The following is a 14,823-nucleotide window of genomic DNA, read 5'->3' on the forward strand; positions in this document are numbered from 1 at the left end:
GCCGCGCGATTCTCGCCTGTGGACAAGCCGCCCGCCTGTGGACAACGCCCTGATCATGACGGGATCTGTTATGCGGCCCGGGGCTGGTAGCTTCGGGCCAATGGGACAAGATTCGGTGCTGGACGTTCTCCGGGGCGAGTTGGAGCAGCTCACCGAGGCGATGAGCGGACTCTCCGAGCCGGACTGGGATCGCCCCACGACCTGCGCCCCCTGGCTCGTACGGGACCTGCTGGCCCATGTCCGGGTGGTGCTCGCCTGGCTGCCGGAGATGCTGGCGGCCGAACCGCCGGCCCGCGCCGAGGTGTCGGCGACGGCGTACTACCGGCCGGACGAACGGTTCGCGTCGGGGACCAACGCGACCCGGATCAGGCTGGCCCAGGAGCACGCGGCGGCCCAGGTGACCGGTGCGGGGCTGGTCGAAGAGTTCAGCACCACGTGGCGCCGGGTGGATCTGCTCTGCCGGGCCGAGCCGCCCGGACGGCTGGTACGCACCCGGCACGGCGACCCGATGCTGTTGTCGGAGTTCCTGCGTACCCGCGTGGTCGAGGTCGCGGTGCACGGCCTGGACCTCGCCGCGGCCCTGGACCGCCGGCCGTGGCTGACCGGGCCCGCCGGCGAACTGGTGGAGGAGTTGCTGGTCGGCCCGGCCGGACCGGCCTCGGTACGGCGACTCGGTTGGGACCGGCTGACCTTCCTGGGTAAGGCCACCGGGCGGGAACCGATCACCGCAGCCGAGACGGAGCGGGTCGAACGGATCGGTCTGCGCTGGCTCACCCTGGGCTGAGGCTCACCGGCCCACTCCGGGCCCAGCGCCACCGGGGACGGCTCAGGGCCGGCGGTGGACCACCACGCAGGCCAGGCCCGGCCCGGCGTGTGCCCCGACCGCCGCACCGGCCTCGGTGACGTACCGGTCGCACAGCCGGTCGCCGAGCCGTACGGCAAGCGCCCCGGCGAGCGCTTCCGCGCGCTGGGGCGCGGCAAGGTGGTGGACGGCGACGTCGACCGCTGTCTCCTCGGCGGCGGCCACCGCCAGGTCGACCAGCCGGGCCAGTCCCCGACTCGCGGTACGCACCTTCTCCCGGATCGCGATGGTCCCGTCGCGTACGTGCAGGATCGGCTTGACCGACAGGGCGGTCCCGAACAGCGCCTCGGCGGCGTTGATCCGGCCGCCCCGGCGCAGGAATTCGAGCGTGTCGACGTAGAAGAAGGTGAACGTACGCCCGATCGCCTCCCGGGTGGCGTGTTCGACCTCGACCAGCCCGGCGCCACCGGCGGCGGCCCGTACGGCGGCCAGTGCCGGGAAGCCGAGACCCATCCCGGTGGAACGAGAGTCGATCACGGTGACCCGGTCGCCGAACTCGGCCGAGGCGAGGACGGCGGATTCCACCGTGCCGGAGAGTTCGGCGGAGAGGTGCACCGAGACGACCCCGCTGGCGCCCTGGTCGAGCAACCGGCGGTACGTCACCGCGAACTGCTCCGGCGCCGGTCTGGAGGTCTGCACCGCGATCCGGCGGCCGGTCATCGCGCGGGAGACGTCGGCGGGTGACACTTCGACGCCTTCGAGCCCCTGCACACCGCCGACGATCACGGTGAGCGGCACCACCGTCAGCCGGGGCGCGAGGTCGGCCGGCAGGTAGGCGGTGGAGTCGGTAACAACCGCGACGGGCATCTCGGCACGGTAGCCGATCGGCTCGGTGGCCGCCGACGCCGAGATGCCCCGCAGTCAGGGCAAATCATGGCAAAGAAGCAGGCAACACAGACCAAAAGGCTTGGTCGATCCGCCAGGCGGCTGCGCCCGTACCGGCTCGCACCACGGTGGCTCAGATCGCGGCGGGAATCGGCTCCCGGGCGGCCGGCCCGACGTTGTGGGCACGCAGTTGCCAGCCGCGCACCGTGTCGTAGCGCAGCTCGGTCCAGTGGCAGTTCTGCAACGAGCCGAGTTGGCGCAGGATCTCCGGGGACCAGCCGAGCAGATGGCCGCAGCCCTGCCGGGCGCCACCACCGTGGGTGGCGACCACGGTGGTGCCACCGGGCGTCTCGTCCGCCGCCGCCTGGAGCGCGGCACCGACCCGCTTGCCCAGGTCGTCGAGGCTCTCCACCTCGCAGCCCGGATCCTGGTCGCCGGCCCGCCAGCGGGCGTGCTCGGCCGGGAACCGGGCGGCGACCTCGTGCATGGTGAGGCCCTGCCACTGACCGTAGTGCCGTTCGCGCAGGCGGGCATCGGTGCGCACCGGCAACCCGGTCAGCGCGGCCAGCGCCGCCGCCGTACGGGCGGCCCGCTGCAGATCGCTCGAGACGATGGCGTCCGGCTTCAGTGCGGCGAGCATGTCCGAGGCGGCGGCGGCCTGCTCCACACCCAGCTCGTTGAGGGGGGTGTCGGTCTGCCCCTGCACCCGGTTACCCGCGTTCCAGTCGGTGTTGCCGTGCCGCCAGACGATCAGTCGGGTCATTCGCCGTGGCCGGCGTCGGCGTCCACGAGGTCGCGGTCGACGAACGGGATGATCGGGCAGTCCTTCCACAACCGGTCGAGAGCGTAGAACTCGCGCTCTTCGGTGTGCTGGACGTGCACCACGATGTCGACGTAGTCGAGCAGCACCCAACGGCCGGCCCGCTCGCCCTCGCGACGTACCGGCTTCGCCTTTTCCGAGAGGGTGAGCAGCTGCTCTTCGATCGCGTCGACGATCGCCTGGACCTGGCGCTCACTCGGCGCCGAGGCGACCAGGAAAATGTCGGTGATGGCCAGCTGGTCGCCTACGTCGATCAGGACGATGTCCTGCGCCTTCTTGTCAGCGGCAGCCTGTGCGGCGGCCAATGCCAGCTCAAGGGCGCGATCGGAAGCTGTCACCGTACTCCTTTGGTCGACTGTGGGACTCTCCTAGCCTCTCACACGCTGCTGAGTTACGACTTGGCAGTTAGCGAACAACAGGTCGCAAACACCCCAAACCGTTACTGATACAGCCGGCGTTTGGCAATGTACTGGACCACACCGTCGGGTACGAGGTACCAGACGGGCTCCCCGGCGGCGACCCTGGCCCGGCAGTCGGTGGACGAAATCGCCATCGCCGGCACCTGGACCAGGCTCACCGAGTCGGCCGGCAGGTGCCCGGCGGAGAGTTCGAAGCCCGGCCGGGTCACCCCGATGAAGTGCGCCAGCTCGAACACCTGGTCGGCGTCCTTCCAGGAAAGGATCTTCTCCAGCGCGTCCGCTCCGGTGATGAAGAAGAGCTGCGCCTTCGGGCCGTACTGCTCGTGCAGGTCGCGCAACGTGTCGACGGTGTAGGTGGGGCCGTCCCGGTCGATGTCGACGCGGCTGACCTGGAACCGGGGGTTCGAGGCGGTGGCGATGACGGTCATCAGGTAGCGGTCCTCGGGCGAGGAGACCGGCTCGTCGGCCTTCTGCCACGGGTGGCCGGTGGGCACGAAGATGACCTCGTCGAGCCCGAACCGGTCGGCGACCTCGCTGGCCGCGACCAGGTGACCGTGATGAATCGGGTCGAAGGTGCCACCCATGATCCCGATTCGTCGGGTATCTTCCTCCACCTCTTGATCGTATGCCGGGGCGGCCTTCCCGCCGCCCCGGCATGACGCAGATCGCACCCGGTCGATCCGGGCGCCGCCACCCGTCGCCGGTCCGGGCCGCCGGTCACACCACCCCGGTGGAACGCGCCCAGATCGCCCGCCGTAGGTCGTCGGCCGCGTCGGTCACCACCCGACGCAGTCCCGGGGTCAGGTCGTCGCGGGCCAGCAGCGCCGCGGCCAGATCCTGGGTCCGCTGCTCCACCACGTACTGGGGGAAGGCGAGCTTGGCCACCTGGTCGGCGGTCCACGCGGTACGCAACCGCGCTGCCGCCGGCATCTCGGCGAAGTACCGCTCCACATAGGAGGCGGTGAGCTCCGCCTGTTCCGGCTGCCAGAACCCGGCCGCGTTCGCCTCCACGAGTCGGTTGGACAGCGAGGTGTCGCTGATCAGGACCTGCCAGGCGTGCTCCTTCGCCGCCGGGTCCGGCAACGCGGCCCGGCACCGGGCCGCCCGTTCGGCACCGGCGGCACTCTGGTCGGCGGCCAACTCGGCGGCGATCTCCGCCTCGCCGACCGCGCCGAGCACGGCAAGTCGGCCGACCAGCGCCCACCGCAGGTCGATGTCGACGGCGAGCCCGTCCGGCACCCCCTCGCCGGCCAGCCAGCCGGCGAGCCGGTCAGCGTCGACGCTCGCCTCGATCAGGCCGCGGGCGGCGGCGAGCTGCACCGAACCACCGGCCGGGGCGGTTCCGAGCAACCGGTCGCAGGCCTGGGCGACGTACTCCAGCGCGGCGAGGCGGCGCTCCGGATCGAGATAGCGGTCGATCAGCGGACGGGAGAGTTTCAGCGCCTCCTCGACCAGGATGACCTCGGTCTCCCCGGGCAGCGCGGCGAGGATCAGCGCCACCAGGTCGGAGACCGGACGTTCACCGTCGGTCACCGCGTCGATGGTCGCGGTCCAGAGCAAGGCACGTGTCAGCGAGTCGTCCATGCCCGGCAGCACCTGAGGTACGGCGGCGGCGGACGCGTCGTCGAGACGTACCTTGGCGAAGGTCAGGTCACCGTCGTTGAGCAGCAGCACCGCGGCGGCCGGTTGACCGGCCAGCTCGGTGATGACCGTCCGTCCCTTGTCGACGGTCGGGTCGAGGTCGGCCTCGATCCGGGCACGCAGTACGGCCACCGGCCGACCGGCGGGACCGGATTCGTCGGTGTCGTAGAGGCCCACCCCGATCCGGTGCGGACGCAGCACCGGATGCTCCGCCGGGGCGGTCTGCACCACCGCCACCTCACGGTAGGTGCCGTCCTCGGCCACGCTCACCTCGGCCCGCAGCGTGTTCACCTGTGCCCGGCGCAACCAGAGTTCGGCCCACCCGGTCAGGTCCCGGCCGCTGGCCTCGCTCATCGCGCCGAGCAGGTCGGCCAGGGTGGCGTTGCCGTACTTCCGGGCGGCGAAGTGCGCGTTCAGCCCGGCCAGGAACGCTTCGTCGCCGAGCCCGGCGACGAGCTGCCGCAACACGGACGCGCCCTTGGCGTACGAGATGCCGTCGAAGTTGAGCAGACCGGCGGCGGCGTCGACCACCTCCGCCGGGGCGACCGGGTGGGTCGACGGGCGCTGGTCGGCCGCGTACCCCCAGCCCTTGCCCCGCAGGCCGAACGTGGTCCAGGCACCGTCGAAGCGGGTGGCCTCGGCCGCAACCCGGACGCCCAGGTACTGGGCGAAGGACTCGTTCAGCCACAGGTCGTCCCACCACCGCATGGTGACCAGGTCGCCGAACCACATGTGCGCCATCTCGTGCGCGATGGTGGTGGCCCGCCGTTCCCGCTCACTGTCGGTGACCGCCGACCGGAAGACGTAGTCGTCCCGGATCGTCACCAGGCCGGGGTTCTCCATCGCGCCGGCGTTGAACTCCGGCACGAACGCCTGGTCGTACTTGCCGAACGGGTAGCGGATCTCGAACAGCTCGTGGAACCGGTCCAGGCACTGCTTGGTCACCGTGAAGATCTCGTCGGCGTCCTGGTCGAGGTGCGCGGCGAGGGAACGGCGGCAGTAGAGGCCGAGCGGTATGCCGTCGTGCTCGTCGTGGCGGGCGTGGTACGGGCCGGCGATCAGCGAGATGAAGTAGGTGGCGAGCGGTGCGGTCGGGACGAACTCCCACCGTCCCGCCGTCGGCGGGCGCAGCGGTGCCCCGTTCGCGGCCACCAGCCAGTTCTCCGGTGCGGTCACGCTGAGCGTGACCGGCGCCTTCAGGTCGGGTTGGTCGAAGCTGGCGTGGATGGCGGGGCCCTCGTCGAGGAAGGCCATGGCGTAGAGGTACGCCTCGCCGTCGGCCGGGTCGACGAACCGGTGCAGCCCCTCGCCGGTGTTCGAGTACGCCATCTCCGCGTCGACGGTGAGCGTGTTCTCGTCGTGGAGCCCGCTGAGCGAAAGACGACCGTCGACCAGCGTCGCCGGATCGATGGTCGTGTCGTTGAGCCGTACGCTGGTCAGTCGGGCCGGCTTGACATCGACGAAGGTGGTGGCGCCGGAGGTGGCCCGGAAACGGATTGTGGTGACGGACCGGAACCGCTCGTCACCCGTGGTCAGGTCAAGATCAACGTGGTACGACTCAACGGTCAGCAGCGCGGCGCGCTCGGCCGCCTCGACCCTGGTAAGGCTCGGCATCCGCATATCCTGCAACATTGAGAGTGGAAAGGCTTTCCCATGACGGATCGCGCAGTGGAGGAACCGACAATGGCGCAGCATCCGAAGGGTGACTTCGACCTGTCCCGCGCGGTGTGGCAGCGCGCCGAAGGCGACACCTCCGAGGCGGCGGTGGAGGTGGCGTTCGTGGACGACCTGATCGGCATGCGCAACTCGGCCGAGCCGGACGGACCGGTGCTGGTCTTCACCCAGGCCGAGTGGGACGCGTTCGTGGCCGGCGCCCAGGACGGCGAGTTCGACCTGGAGTAGGAGGACCGCCACGGGTCATCCGGCGAGCCACCGGGTGGCGTGCCGGATGACCCGGACTGGTCGCCGCACCCGATCGACCCGGTCACGCGGCACCCGGTGTCATGGCCCGGACGACCACCGTCAGATCGTCGCCCCCGAAGCCACGGTCGAGCACCCGCTGCCACTGCGCCGCCAGGCAGCCCCCGACAGTGAACCGGGCCGGGTCGACAGCATCGAGGGCGAGATAGACGTCCTTGAGCGCCAGCGACAGGGGAAACTCGGGCGAATAGTCGTCCCGCGCCATCCGGCGTAGCTTCGCCTCCGCCCACGGCGGCAGGATCGGACTACCGGTCAAGGCGGTCAACACGGTCTCGGTGGCGATCCCGACCGTCTGGGCCAGCGCCACTGACTCGGCGACCCCCTCGGCCAGGAACGCGAGCAGCATGTTGTTGACGAGCTTGAGCCGCGACCCCTGCCCCACCGGGCCGACCCAGACCGTACGCTGACCAACCGCGTCGAACAGGGGCGTCACCCGCTCCCGCGCCGATGTCGGCCCGGACGCGTAGACGGCCAACTGCCCGGCCTCGGCCGGTCCCCGGCTCCCCGCCACCGGAGCGTCGAGAAAGACCACGTCCGGCCGCTCCCGGTCGACCAGCGCGGCGAACCGCTCGGTCCCGGCGATGCCGATCGTGCTCATCTGCGCCCAGATCGCGCCCGGTGGCAACGCGGCCAGCATGCCCTGGTCGACAGCGACCGCCTGGACCGCGTCGACGTCGGACACCATGGTCACCACGATCGCGGCCTGGGCCGCCGCCTCGGCCGCACTCCCGGCGACCCGCGCGCCGAGACCACCCAGCGCCTCCGCCGCCCTGGGCGTACGGTTCCACACCACGGTCGGCAGACCGGCCCGCAACGCGTTGCCGGCCATCGCACGGCCCATACCGCCAAGGCCGAGGAAGGCCACTGTCTCCCGTGCCGTACCCATCGGACCTCCTCGGCCGCCGCGCCGCCCCGCCGTTCGATCTCGACCACGACGGACCCGCCCTTCAGGCTGCGGCCGGAACCGCCGTGCGGGGCGGTGCCGGCCGGGATCTGGTCGAACATCGGCCGGTCCTGGCCGGTCGGTGGACCCCGGTCGGAGCCGCTACCGCAGCGGAAGCTCCCGCACCTCCCCGCCGACCGGGGCCTGGACCCTGTTCAGGTGGGTCCTGAGACACATCAACCACACCTCCAGGTCCACCAGATCCAGTGCCAAGGCCCGGTCACCACCACTGTCGCCCAGAACCCCCAACCGACCGGCCAGGTTGCCGCTGGGCGACGGCGTCCGCACCGGGTGTGTCACCCGACCATGGGCAAGCTGAGCCGCGACGTCGCCGTAGGCGCCGCGTACCCGGAAGGCGAAGTCGTCGAGCGGGCCCAGCAGTTCCGGACGCGGCCAGGAGTGGACCGGCGGCTGCAACACCCGCCGATGCTGGCCACCCCGGACCATCCGATGCCCGGCGATCAGCACCGCGCTCCAGTCCACACCCTCGTTCCGACGGCTCGGGGTCTCCGACTGGTACTGGACCATCGACGCCTCGGCGAGCAACCCGGCCCGGTGCGCCCGAGCCAGCTCACCCCGATCCGGCTCCTCGCCGGTCACCACCTCGACCGTCTCGAGGACCGATGCGGCGGCCTGGTCGAGATAGTTGGCCATCGACCGGCGCAGTTCCCCGCCGCCGCCGTGCGGCCAGAACAGCAGCCCGGCGAGGATACCGACGGCCGCCCCGATCAGCACGTCCAGGAACCGGGCCTGGACGATCTGCAGGTTGGGCGGTCCGATCTGGGCGAACAGCACCGTCAGCAACAGGGTCACAAAGCCCTGTCCCCAGCCCAACCCCAGCAGCGGGCCGACCGCGAAGGCCAGCACCATGGCCAGCGGCAGCAGCCCCTCGTAGATCTCTGGCCGGCTGGCCACCGTCAGCAGGCCGCCGCCGACAGCGGCACCGCAGACCGTGCCGACCACCGCCGGGCGCAACGTGGTACGGGTGTCGGCGGCCGAGGTACGCAGCAGGGTGAGCGTGGCCAGCAGCACCCAGAAGCCGTGGTCCAGGTCCAGGTAACCGGCCACCACCCGCGCCGAGGCCAGAGCCAGGGCGATCCGTACCCCGCCCTGGAAGTTCACCGACCGTCGGGTGAGATGCAGCCGCAACCGCTGCGCGTAGAGCACCAGGGTCGACCGGTAGGCGTACGTGAACGGCTGATGGTGCTGCGGCGCCCGGGGCGTGGGCAGGTCGATCGGGAGCCGGGCGGCGATCCGGGCGGCGGTGGCCAGGATCGGCACCTGCTCGACGAGCCGCAGGATGATCGTGTCCAACCAGAGCTGGTTGAGACCGCTCTCGCTGGGCGGTCCCGCACCGGGGCGGGCCCGTACCTCGTCGATCGCCTGCTGCAGCCGCAGCGGCTCCCGCCGGTCGACCGGTGGGCCCTCGCCGGAGAAGGTGCGGCCGGCGGCTCGGGTCAACTCCGCCCCCCGCCGCAGCAGCCAGTCCAGGTCACTGTCGGGCGTCGCCGGGGTACCGGGCGGCCGCGGTGCACCGGGCGGGGCGGAGGCACCCGGGAGAGCCGCGTCAACGGCCAACCGGTCGGCGAAGTCGAGCGCCTCGCGCAGTGCCACCGCGGCATCGCGCATCGCCCGATCACGCGCGTTCGCCGAGGTCGGGCGCTCGGTCGCGGGCAACTGTTCGAACGTCAGCCGGTCCAGCGCCGCGCTGGCCGCCGCCTGCCGGCGCGCGGTCTCGGGCCCCGGATCAACCCGCCCGGAGAGCGCCTCGGCGAGCAGGTCGAGGAGGTCCGCGACCGCGTCGGCCGCCTCGGCGAGCCGGCGCGGGTAAGGGACCAGCGTGACCCGACCGGGCCAGAGCACCAGCTCGGCGAGGCCCAGCAGCAGCACACTCAGGCTCACCCCGGCCAGCCGCTCCCCCAGGGTTCCCGGCGCGTACGGGCCGAATGAGGCGAGGATGTAGAAGAGCTGCAACCCGCTCGTCACCCCCGCCAGCCGTGGCCCACCGACGCTGACGAACGTGAGCCCGAACCCGACCACCAGCATGCCGGCCGCCGCCGCCCAGGTGTGGCTGGCCAGGAGGGTGCCGAGGCCGACCAGCAGCCAGGCCGCCGGTAGAGCCACGAGCAGGACCCGGACCCGTTCGCGCGGCGTCGGCGGCAACTGGGAGAGCGCGCCGACGGCGAAGACGGTGAAGACCCCGTACAGCGCCATGGTGGCGCTGTTCAGGACGTAGAGGCTGCTGTAGAAGACGCCGACGCCGATCAGCATCAGCCGAAGGGCGCGACGGATGATCTGGTAGCCCGGGTCCCGTCGACCCAGCCAGGCCAGGGCGCCGTGGCTGCTCACGCATGCCTCCGATGCTCGCCGACCCGATCAGCTCCTCACCACCAGGGAAAACGATCACCCAGGCGGCGGCGTTACGGCCCCACCGGCCACGGTTCCCAGCAGCCACCGCTGGCCGAACCGGCGTAAACGTTCACGTCCCGCCCAGTAAGCCATTCACGTCCGGTCACGGGGGGTGGGTTAAGCTGGCCGGGTGCGGATGACCACGAACGGTTGGCGGGCCCCCTGACGGGCGGCCACGCATCCGCGCACCCGAGACAGCAGAAACGGCCGCCCGAACCGGGCGGCCGTTTCTTTGCGCGCACCCGGGACGGGCGGTCGACGTACCGATGGAGGAGCTCTCGATGACCGCGACCCCGACACTCACCCGGACCCTGCCGAAACGCCGGCTCACCGGCCTCAAACCCACCGGACACCTGCACCTGGGCAACCTGCTCGGCGCGATCCGCCCGGTCGTCGACGCGCAGTACCAGGCCGAGACCATCGTCTTCCTCGCCGACCTGCACGCGCTCACCGTGGCCCACGAGCCGGCCCGGGTACGCGAGCTGACCCTGGAACAGGCGACCATGCTGCTCGCCGCCGGTCTCGACCCGGACCGGGCCATGCTCTACGTGCAGTCCCAACTGCCGGAGCACACCGAACTGCACTTCCTGCTGGAGTGCGCGACCGGGGTCGGCGAGGCCCAACGCATGATCCAGTTCAAGGAGAAGTCACCCGCGCAACAGCAGCACGTACGGCTCAGCCTGCTGACGTACCCGGTCCTGATGACCGCCGACATCCTGCTGCACGACGCCGAGGAGGTGCCGGTCGGCGAGGACCAGAGCCAGCACCTCGAACTCGCCCGGGACGTGGCCGTCCGGTTCAACTCCCGGTACGGCGAAACCTTCACCGTGCCCCGCGCGGTGCACCCCGAGGTCGCCACCCGGGTGATGGAACTCAGTGACCCGACCTCCAAGATGGGCAAGACCACCAGCTCGGACGCGGGCACCATCTTCCTGCTCGATCCGCCCGAGGTGATCCGGCGCAAGGTCATGCGGGCGGTCACCGACTCGGGCCGGAGCGTCGAGTACACCCCGCAGACCCGTCCGGGCGTGGCCAACCTGCTGGAGATCCTCTCCGCCTGTGTGGACGCGCCACCGGACACCCTCGCCGCCGAGTACGCCACCTACAGCAAGCTCAAGCGGGCGGTGGCGGAGGCCGTCGAGGGACTGCTCCGACCGATCCAGCTTCGTCACGCCGAGTTGACCCGCGACCCCGGTTTCGTCCGGCGGGTGCTCGCCGAGGGGGCCGAACGGGCCCGGGACAACGCCACCGACACCGTCCACCGGGCCAAGCGCGCCATCGGTCTGCTCACCTGAAGAGTCCCCGGTGGTGTGCGGGGTTCCCCGGCGGGACCTTCCCGCACACCACCGGTCGACCGGAAACGATCAGGCGGAGATCAGGATCCGCTTGCCGAAGCAGGCGCTCTGCGGGTTGCCGACGTGCTCGCCGTAGACCGGGATCTCCGTGTAGCCGGACGAGCGGTAGAGCGCGATCGCCGACGGCGGGTAGGTGCCGGTCTCCAGTCGCAACACCGAGTGACCGGCCTGGTAGGCCAGTTCCTCCAGTGCATCGAGCAGCTGGCGACCGATGCCGCGTCGGCGGTACGCCGGACGGACGTACATCCGGGCGATCTCGGCCGTCGTCCGATCGATCGACCGGATCGCGCCACACGCCACCGCACGCCCGCTGACCACGCCAACCAGGTAGCTGACGTCGTCCCGGGTCGGGAACGAGGCGCCCACCGAGGCGAGTGGTCGGTTCGCCTCCCGCAGCTCCCGCTGCTGGGCGCTAACCAGGGCCACGAGCTCCGGGTCGGAGCATGGACGAGACTCGATCAACATCCACTCAGGGTAATCAACCGTCGTTTCGCCGAGGTTGCTCGAAAGTGGCGGAAATAGAGAGGGATGTCGTCCAGTGGGCTGCGCCACCCGCCACCGCCGACCTACTCCTCCGCGTTGTCCCGACCACCGACGATCAGACGCACCTCGTCCTGGCCGATCGCGTCGGCCATGGCCTGCGCCGACTCCAACTCGTCCTCGGGGCGCTGACGGCGGGCCTTGCGCGCGGCGAGTCGCTGTGCCGCCGACGGCCGCGACGACTGCTCCTCAAGCCGTACGTCGGTGCCACGGTTACCCGGGGTGAAGTCCACTCCGGCGAAGAGGGTCGGCTGCCAGTCGAATTCGCGTACGCCGATCCGAACCAGACTGCCCGGCACGGCTCCCGCCTTGGCCAGCTTCTCCTCCACGCCCAGCCGTGCCAGCCGGTCGGCCAGGAAGCCGACCGCCTCGTCGTTGTCGAAGTTCGTCTGCCGGACCCAGCGTTCCGGCCGGGGGCCACGCACCACGAACGCGCCATCCTCGGCGGCCTCGATGGTGAAGCCGGCGTCGTCCACCGCCACCGGCCGGATCACGATCCGGGTCGGCTCAAGCACCGGCGTGGCGGCCCGGTTCCGCTCGACCAGCTCCGCCAGGGCGAAGGTCAGCTCCCGCAACCCGACCCGGGTCGCCGCGGACACCTCGAAGACCTGCAGACCGCGGGCCTCGATGTCGGCCCGGGTGATGTCGGCCAGGTCCTGCCCGTCAGGGACGTCGACCTTGTTGAGTACGACAACACGCGGCTTGTCGGCGAGTCCGCCGTACTCGGACAGCTCCGCCTCGATGGCGTCGATGTCGGCGAGCGGGTCGCGCCCCGGTTCGAGGGTCGCGGTGTCCACCACGTGCGCCAGCACCGAGCAGCGCTCGATGTGCCGGAGGAACTCCAGTCCGAGCCCCTTGCCGCTGGCCGCCCCCGGAATCAGACCCGGTACGTCGGCGACGGTGAAGGTGTGGTTCTCCACCCGTACGACGCCGAGATTCGGCACCAGGGTGGTGAACGGGTAGTCGGCGATCTTCGGCTTGGCGGCCGAGATCACCGAGATCAGCGACGACTTGCCGGCCGAGGGGAAGCCGACCAGGCCAACGTCGGCGACGCTCTTGAGCTCCAGCACGACGTCCATCTCGTCGCCCGGCTCGCCCAGCTCGGCGAAGCCGGGGGCCTTGCGCCGGGCGTTTGCCAGCGACGCGTTGCCGCGACCGCCACGACCGCCACGGGCCACCTCGAAGGTGGTGCCGGCACCGGTCAGGTCGGCCAGCACCTCCCCGTCGGTGCTGAGCACCACCGTGCCGGCCGGCACCTTGAGGACCAGGTTGCCGCCGTTGGCGCCGTCCCGGTTCGAGCCGGCGCCACCCTTGCCGTTGTCGGCCTTGATGTGCGGCCGGAAATGGAAGTCGAGCAGGGTGTGCACCTGCGGGTCGACGACCAGCGAGACGCTGCCGCCGTGCCCGCCGTTGCCGCCGTCGGGGCCACCGAACGGCTTGAACTTCTCCCGGTGGATGGAGACGCAGCCGTGCCCGCCGTCGCCGGCCCGCAGGTGCAGGACGACCCGGTCAACGAAGGTAATCACGACGCCAATCCTCTCCGCGAGGTCCATCCCCGCGACAACAAGCCTGCCACGCAAACGACGAAGCGGGCCGGGACACTCAGGTCCGCGGCCCGCTTCGCCGAATGGAGAAGCTAACTACTGCGCCACCGGCACAACGCTGATGACCTTGCGGCCACGCTTGGTGCCGAACTGGACCGCACCCGGGGCGAGCGCGAAGAGCGTGTCGTCACCGCCCCGTCCGACCAGGTCCCCGGGGTGGAACTTGGTGCCGCGCTGGCGGATCAGGATCTCGCCGGCGCTGACAACCTGACCACCGAACCGCTTGACGCCGAGCCGCTGCGCCGCGGAGTCGCGACCGTTCCGCGAGCTGGACGCACCCTTTTTGTGAGCCATCTGAGGACGACCTTACTTTCCGCTGGGTTCTTACCGCCGAACTTACTTACCGCTGGAGATTCCGGTCACCTTGACCTGAGTCAGCGGCTGACGGTGCCCCTGACGCTTGTGGTAGCCGGTCTTGTTCTTGAACTTGTGGATCCGGATCTTCGGGCCCTTGGTGTGGGCGGCGATCTCGCCGGAAACCGCGACCTTGGCGAGCTTGGCCGCGTCGGTCACCAGGTCGGTACCGTCGACGAGAAGCACCGCGGAGAGCGTCACCGCGTCGCCAGGCTCACCGACGAGCTTCTCGACCTCGATCACGTCGCCCTCGGCGACCTTGTACTGCTTGCCGCCGGTCTTGACGATCGCGTACATCGGAGGCGGACTCCCTGTCGTTGAGGCTGCTGGAATGCTGTTCGCGGCTGCTCGCCACAACCGCACGGATGCGGGGCGGGCACGCGACAGCTTGGCGCCAAAGGTGCGCCGCAGGCAAGCGTACGCCATGCTCCGCCCGGCACTCAAACCGGCCCGGCCGGTCAGACCCCGCAGAGCGTCTCGATCCGCTGGTTCAACTCGTCCAACCTGATCTCGTTGATCGAGTTCAGCTCGGGCTTCATCGAACCGATCTGGGTGGCCAACTCGGTCAGCACGCTCTTGAGCGTGGGATCCGAGGCCCTGGAGGAGTGCTCCTTCAGTGCGCTGGTCCAGTTGGCCAGGCCCCGCTCGGCCCGGGTCTTGGCCGCCGTGGCGGCAGCGGTGTCGCCGTCCCCGGTCGCCTGCATCATCGCCATCAGGTCGGTCACGAAGGCCGTACCCGAATCGGTGTTGGTCTTCAGCGCGGCGGCGCAGACCTCCTTGGCGTTGCCGCCGGCCGGTCCGGTCACCGAGGGAATCGGGTTGGCCGGGTTGGCCGGACCACCGGGACCAGCCGAGGGGGCTCCGGCGCCGTTCGACGGCCCCGGGGTGCCCGACGGTCCCGGCACACCCGGTGTCGACGCCCCCGGATCAGCCGACGTCGTGGCGCTCGGGGCCTGCCCCTCCGTACGGGGACGTTCGGCGGCGCAGCCGGAGCCGGCCAGCAGCACGGCGGTGAGCAGGGCGGTGGTGATGACGGCGGCCGGCAGCGGGCGTCGCATCTGATCTCCTCGC

15 protein-coding genes are annotated in these 14,823 nt (G+C 70.9%); 3 read left to right on the plus strand and 12 right to left on the minus strand.

The window, feature by feature from the left end; genetic code table 11:
- Nucleotides 1–100 precede the first annotated feature (100 nt).
- Nucleotides 101–784: a maleylpyruvate isomerase N-terminal domain-containing protein gene (locus BDK92_RS10040; protein WP_121156470.1), complete on the plus strand. Its 684-nt coding sequence runs from the start codon at nucleotides 101–103 to the stop codon at nucleotides 782–784.
- Between the two features lie 42 nt (nucleotides 785–826).
- On the opposite strand, the gene BDK92_RS10045 is transcribed toward BDK92_RS10040, so the two are convergent.
- From BDK92_RS10045 to pepN, 5 genes are all read right to left on the minus strand, one after another.
- Nucleotides 827–1,669: a DegV family protein gene (locus tag BDK92_RS10045; protein ID WP_121156471.1), complete on the minus strand. Its 843-nt coding sequence runs from the start codon at nucleotides 1,667–1,669 to the stop codon at nucleotides 827–829.
- 151 nt (nucleotides 1,670–1,820) lie between these two features.
- Nucleotides 1,821–2,450, minus strand: a complete 630-nt coding sequence (locus tag BDK92_RS10050; RefSeq protein ID WP_121156472.1) for a histidine phosphatase family protein — start codon at nucleotides 2,448–2,450, stop codon at nucleotides 1,821–1,823.
- Nucleotides 2,447–2,845, minus strand: coding sequence for a ribosome silencing factor (gene rsfS / locus BDK92_RS10055; protein ID WP_121156473.1), 399 nt, complete (start codon nucleotides 2,843–2,845; stop codon nucleotides 2,447–2,449). The genes BDK92_RS10050 and rsfS overlap by 4 nt, the downstream gene beginning before the upstream one ends.
- A 101-nt stretch (nucleotides 2,846–2,946) precedes the next feature.
- Nucleotides 2,947–3,540, minus strand: a complete 594-nt coding sequence (gene nadD, locus BDK92_RS10060; RefSeq protein ID WP_121156474.1) for a nicotinate-nucleotide adenylyltransferase — start codon at nucleotides 3,538–3,540, stop codon at nucleotides 2,947–2,949.
- A gap of 103 nt (nucleotides 3,541–3,643) precedes the next feature.
- Entirely contained in the window at nucleotides 3,644–6,181 is a 2,538-nt protein-coding gene (pepN, locus tag BDK92_RS10065) for an aminopeptidase N (protein WP_121161911.1), read from the minus strand.
- Between the two features lie 69 nt (nucleotides 6,182–6,250).
- Here pepN and BDK92_RS10070 point away from each other — a divergent pair, with 69 nt between their 5' ends.
- Nucleotides 6,251–6,469: a DUF397 domain-containing protein gene (locus BDK92_RS10070; RefSeq protein WP_121156475.1), complete on the plus strand. Its 219-nt coding sequence runs from the start codon at nucleotides 6,251–6,253 to the stop codon at nucleotides 6,467–6,469.
- Nucleotides 6,470–6,551: 82 nt separating this feature from the next.
- Here BDK92_RS10070 and BDK92_RS10075 read toward each other — a convergent pair whose 3' ends face one another.
- Together BDK92_RS10075 and BDK92_RS10080 are read right to left on the minus strand one after the other, a co-directional pair.
- A complete protein-coding gene (locus tag BDK92_RS10075) occupies nucleotides 6,552–7,433 on the minus strand; it encodes an NAD(P)-dependent oxidoreductase (RefSeq protein WP_121156476.1) in 882 nt (293 codons plus the stop codon).
- A 159-nt stretch (nucleotides 7,434–7,592) separates the two neighbouring features.
- On the minus strand, nucleotides 7,593–9,839 hold the full coding sequence (locus tag BDK92_RS10080; RefSeq protein ID WP_121156477.1) for an FUSC family protein: 2,247 nt from the start codon (nucleotides 9,837–9,839) through the stop codon (nucleotides 7,593–7,595).
- A gap of 341 nt (nucleotides 9,840–10,180) precedes the next feature.
- On the opposite strand from BDK92_RS10080, the gene trpS reads away from it, so the two are divergent.
- Entirely contained in the window at nucleotides 10,181–11,194 is a 1,014-nt protein-coding gene (gene trpS / locus BDK92_RS10085) for a tryptophan--tRNA ligase (RefSeq protein WP_121161913.1), read from the plus strand.
- Between the two features lie 69 nt (nucleotides 11,195–11,263).
- Here the strand turns inward: trpS and BDK92_RS10090 are convergent, their stop codons facing one another.
- The 5 genes from BDK92_RS10090 to BDK92_RS10110 form a co-directional block, all read right to left on the minus strand.
- On the minus strand, nucleotides 11,264–11,719 hold the full coding sequence (locus tag BDK92_RS10090) for a GNAT family N-acetyltransferase (RefSeq protein WP_121156478.1): 456 nt from the start codon (nucleotides 11,717–11,719) through the stop codon (nucleotides 11,264–11,266).
- Nucleotides 11,720–11,820: 101 nt separating this feature from the next.
- Entirely contained in the window at nucleotides 11,821–13,320 is a 1,500-nt protein-coding gene (gene obgE / locus BDK92_RS10095) for a GTPase ObgE (RefSeq protein WP_121161915.1), read from the minus strand.
- Between the two features lie 114 nt (nucleotides 13,321–13,434).
- Nucleotides 13,435–13,692: a 50S ribosomal protein L27 gene (gene rpmA, locus BDK92_RS10100; protein ID WP_121156479.1), complete on the minus strand. Its 258-nt coding sequence runs from the start codon at nucleotides 13,690–13,692 to the stop codon at nucleotides 13,435–13,437.
- 42 nt (nucleotides 13,693–13,734) lie between these two features.
- The gene (gene rplU, locus BDK92_RS10105) at nucleotides 13,735–14,049 is read right to left on the minus strand and encodes a 50S ribosomal protein L21 (protein WP_121156480.1); all 315 of its coding nucleotides are present in this window, start codon (nucleotides 14,047–14,049) and stop codon (nucleotides 13,735–13,737) included.
- A 161-nt stretch (nucleotides 14,050–14,210) separates the two neighbouring features.
- On the minus strand, nucleotides 14,211–14,810 hold the full coding sequence (locus tag BDK92_RS10110) for a hypothetical protein (protein ID WP_121156481.1): 600 nt from the start codon (nucleotides 14,808–14,810) through the stop codon (nucleotides 14,211–14,213).
- Between the last annotated feature and the right edge of the window lie 13 nt (nucleotides 14,811–14,823).

The sequence above is a fragment of the Micromonospora pisi genome, assembly GCF_003633685.1.
Classification (GTDB): Bacteria; Actinomycetota; Actinomycetes; order Mycobacteriales; family Micromonosporaceae; genus Micromonospora_G; species Micromonospora_G pisi.

What these genes read in the sequence shown, in the direction of transcription:
- rplU (WP_121156480.1), bottom strand. Translation starts at nt 14,049, where the DNA reads ATGTACGCGATCGTCAAGACCGGCGGCAAGCAGTACAAGGTCGCCGAG.
- rpmA (WP_121156479.1), bottom strand. Translation starts at nt 13,692, where the DNA reads ATGGCTCACAAAAAGGGTGCGTCCAGCTCGCGGAACGGTCGCGACTCC.
- trpS (WP_121161913.1), top strand. Translation starts at nt 10,181, where the DNA reads ATGACCGCGACCCCGACACTCACCCGGACCCTGCCGAAACGCCGGCTC.
- BDK92_RS10075 (WP_121156476.1), bottom strand. Translation starts at nt 7,433, where the DNA reads ATGGGTACGGCACGGGAGACAGTGGCCTTCCTCGGCCTTGGCGGTATG.
- BDK92_RS10090 (WP_121156478.1), bottom strand. Translation starts at nt 11,719, where the DNA reads ATGTTGATCGAGTCTCGTCCATGCTCCGACCCGGAGCTCGTGGCCCTG.
- pepN (WP_121161911.1), bottom strand. Translation starts at nt 6,181, where the DNA reads ATGCCGAGCCTTACCAGGGTCGAGGCGGCCGAGCGCGCCGCGCTGCTG.
- BDK92_RS10110 (WP_121156481.1), bottom strand. Translation starts at nt 14,810, where the DNA reads ATGCGACGCCCGCTGCCGGCCGCCGTCATCACCACCGCCCTGCTCACC.
- BDK92_RS10070 (WP_121156475.1), top strand. Translation starts at nt 6,251, where the DNA reads ATGGCGCAGCATCCGAAGGGTGACTTCGACCTGTCCCGCGCGGTGTGG.
- BDK92_RS10040 (WP_121156470.1), top strand. Translation starts at nt 101, where the DNA reads ATGGGACAAGATTCGGTGCTGGACGTTCTCCGGGGCGAGTTGGAGCAG.
- BDK92_RS10045 (WP_121156471.1), bottom strand. Translation starts at nt 1,669, where the DNA reads ATGCCCGTCGCGGTTGTTACCGACTCCACCGCCTACCTGCCGGCCGAC.
- BDK92_RS10050 (WP_121156472.1), bottom strand. Translation starts at nt 2,450, where the DNA reads ATGACCCGACTGATCGTCTGGCGGCACGGCAACACCGACTGGAACGCG.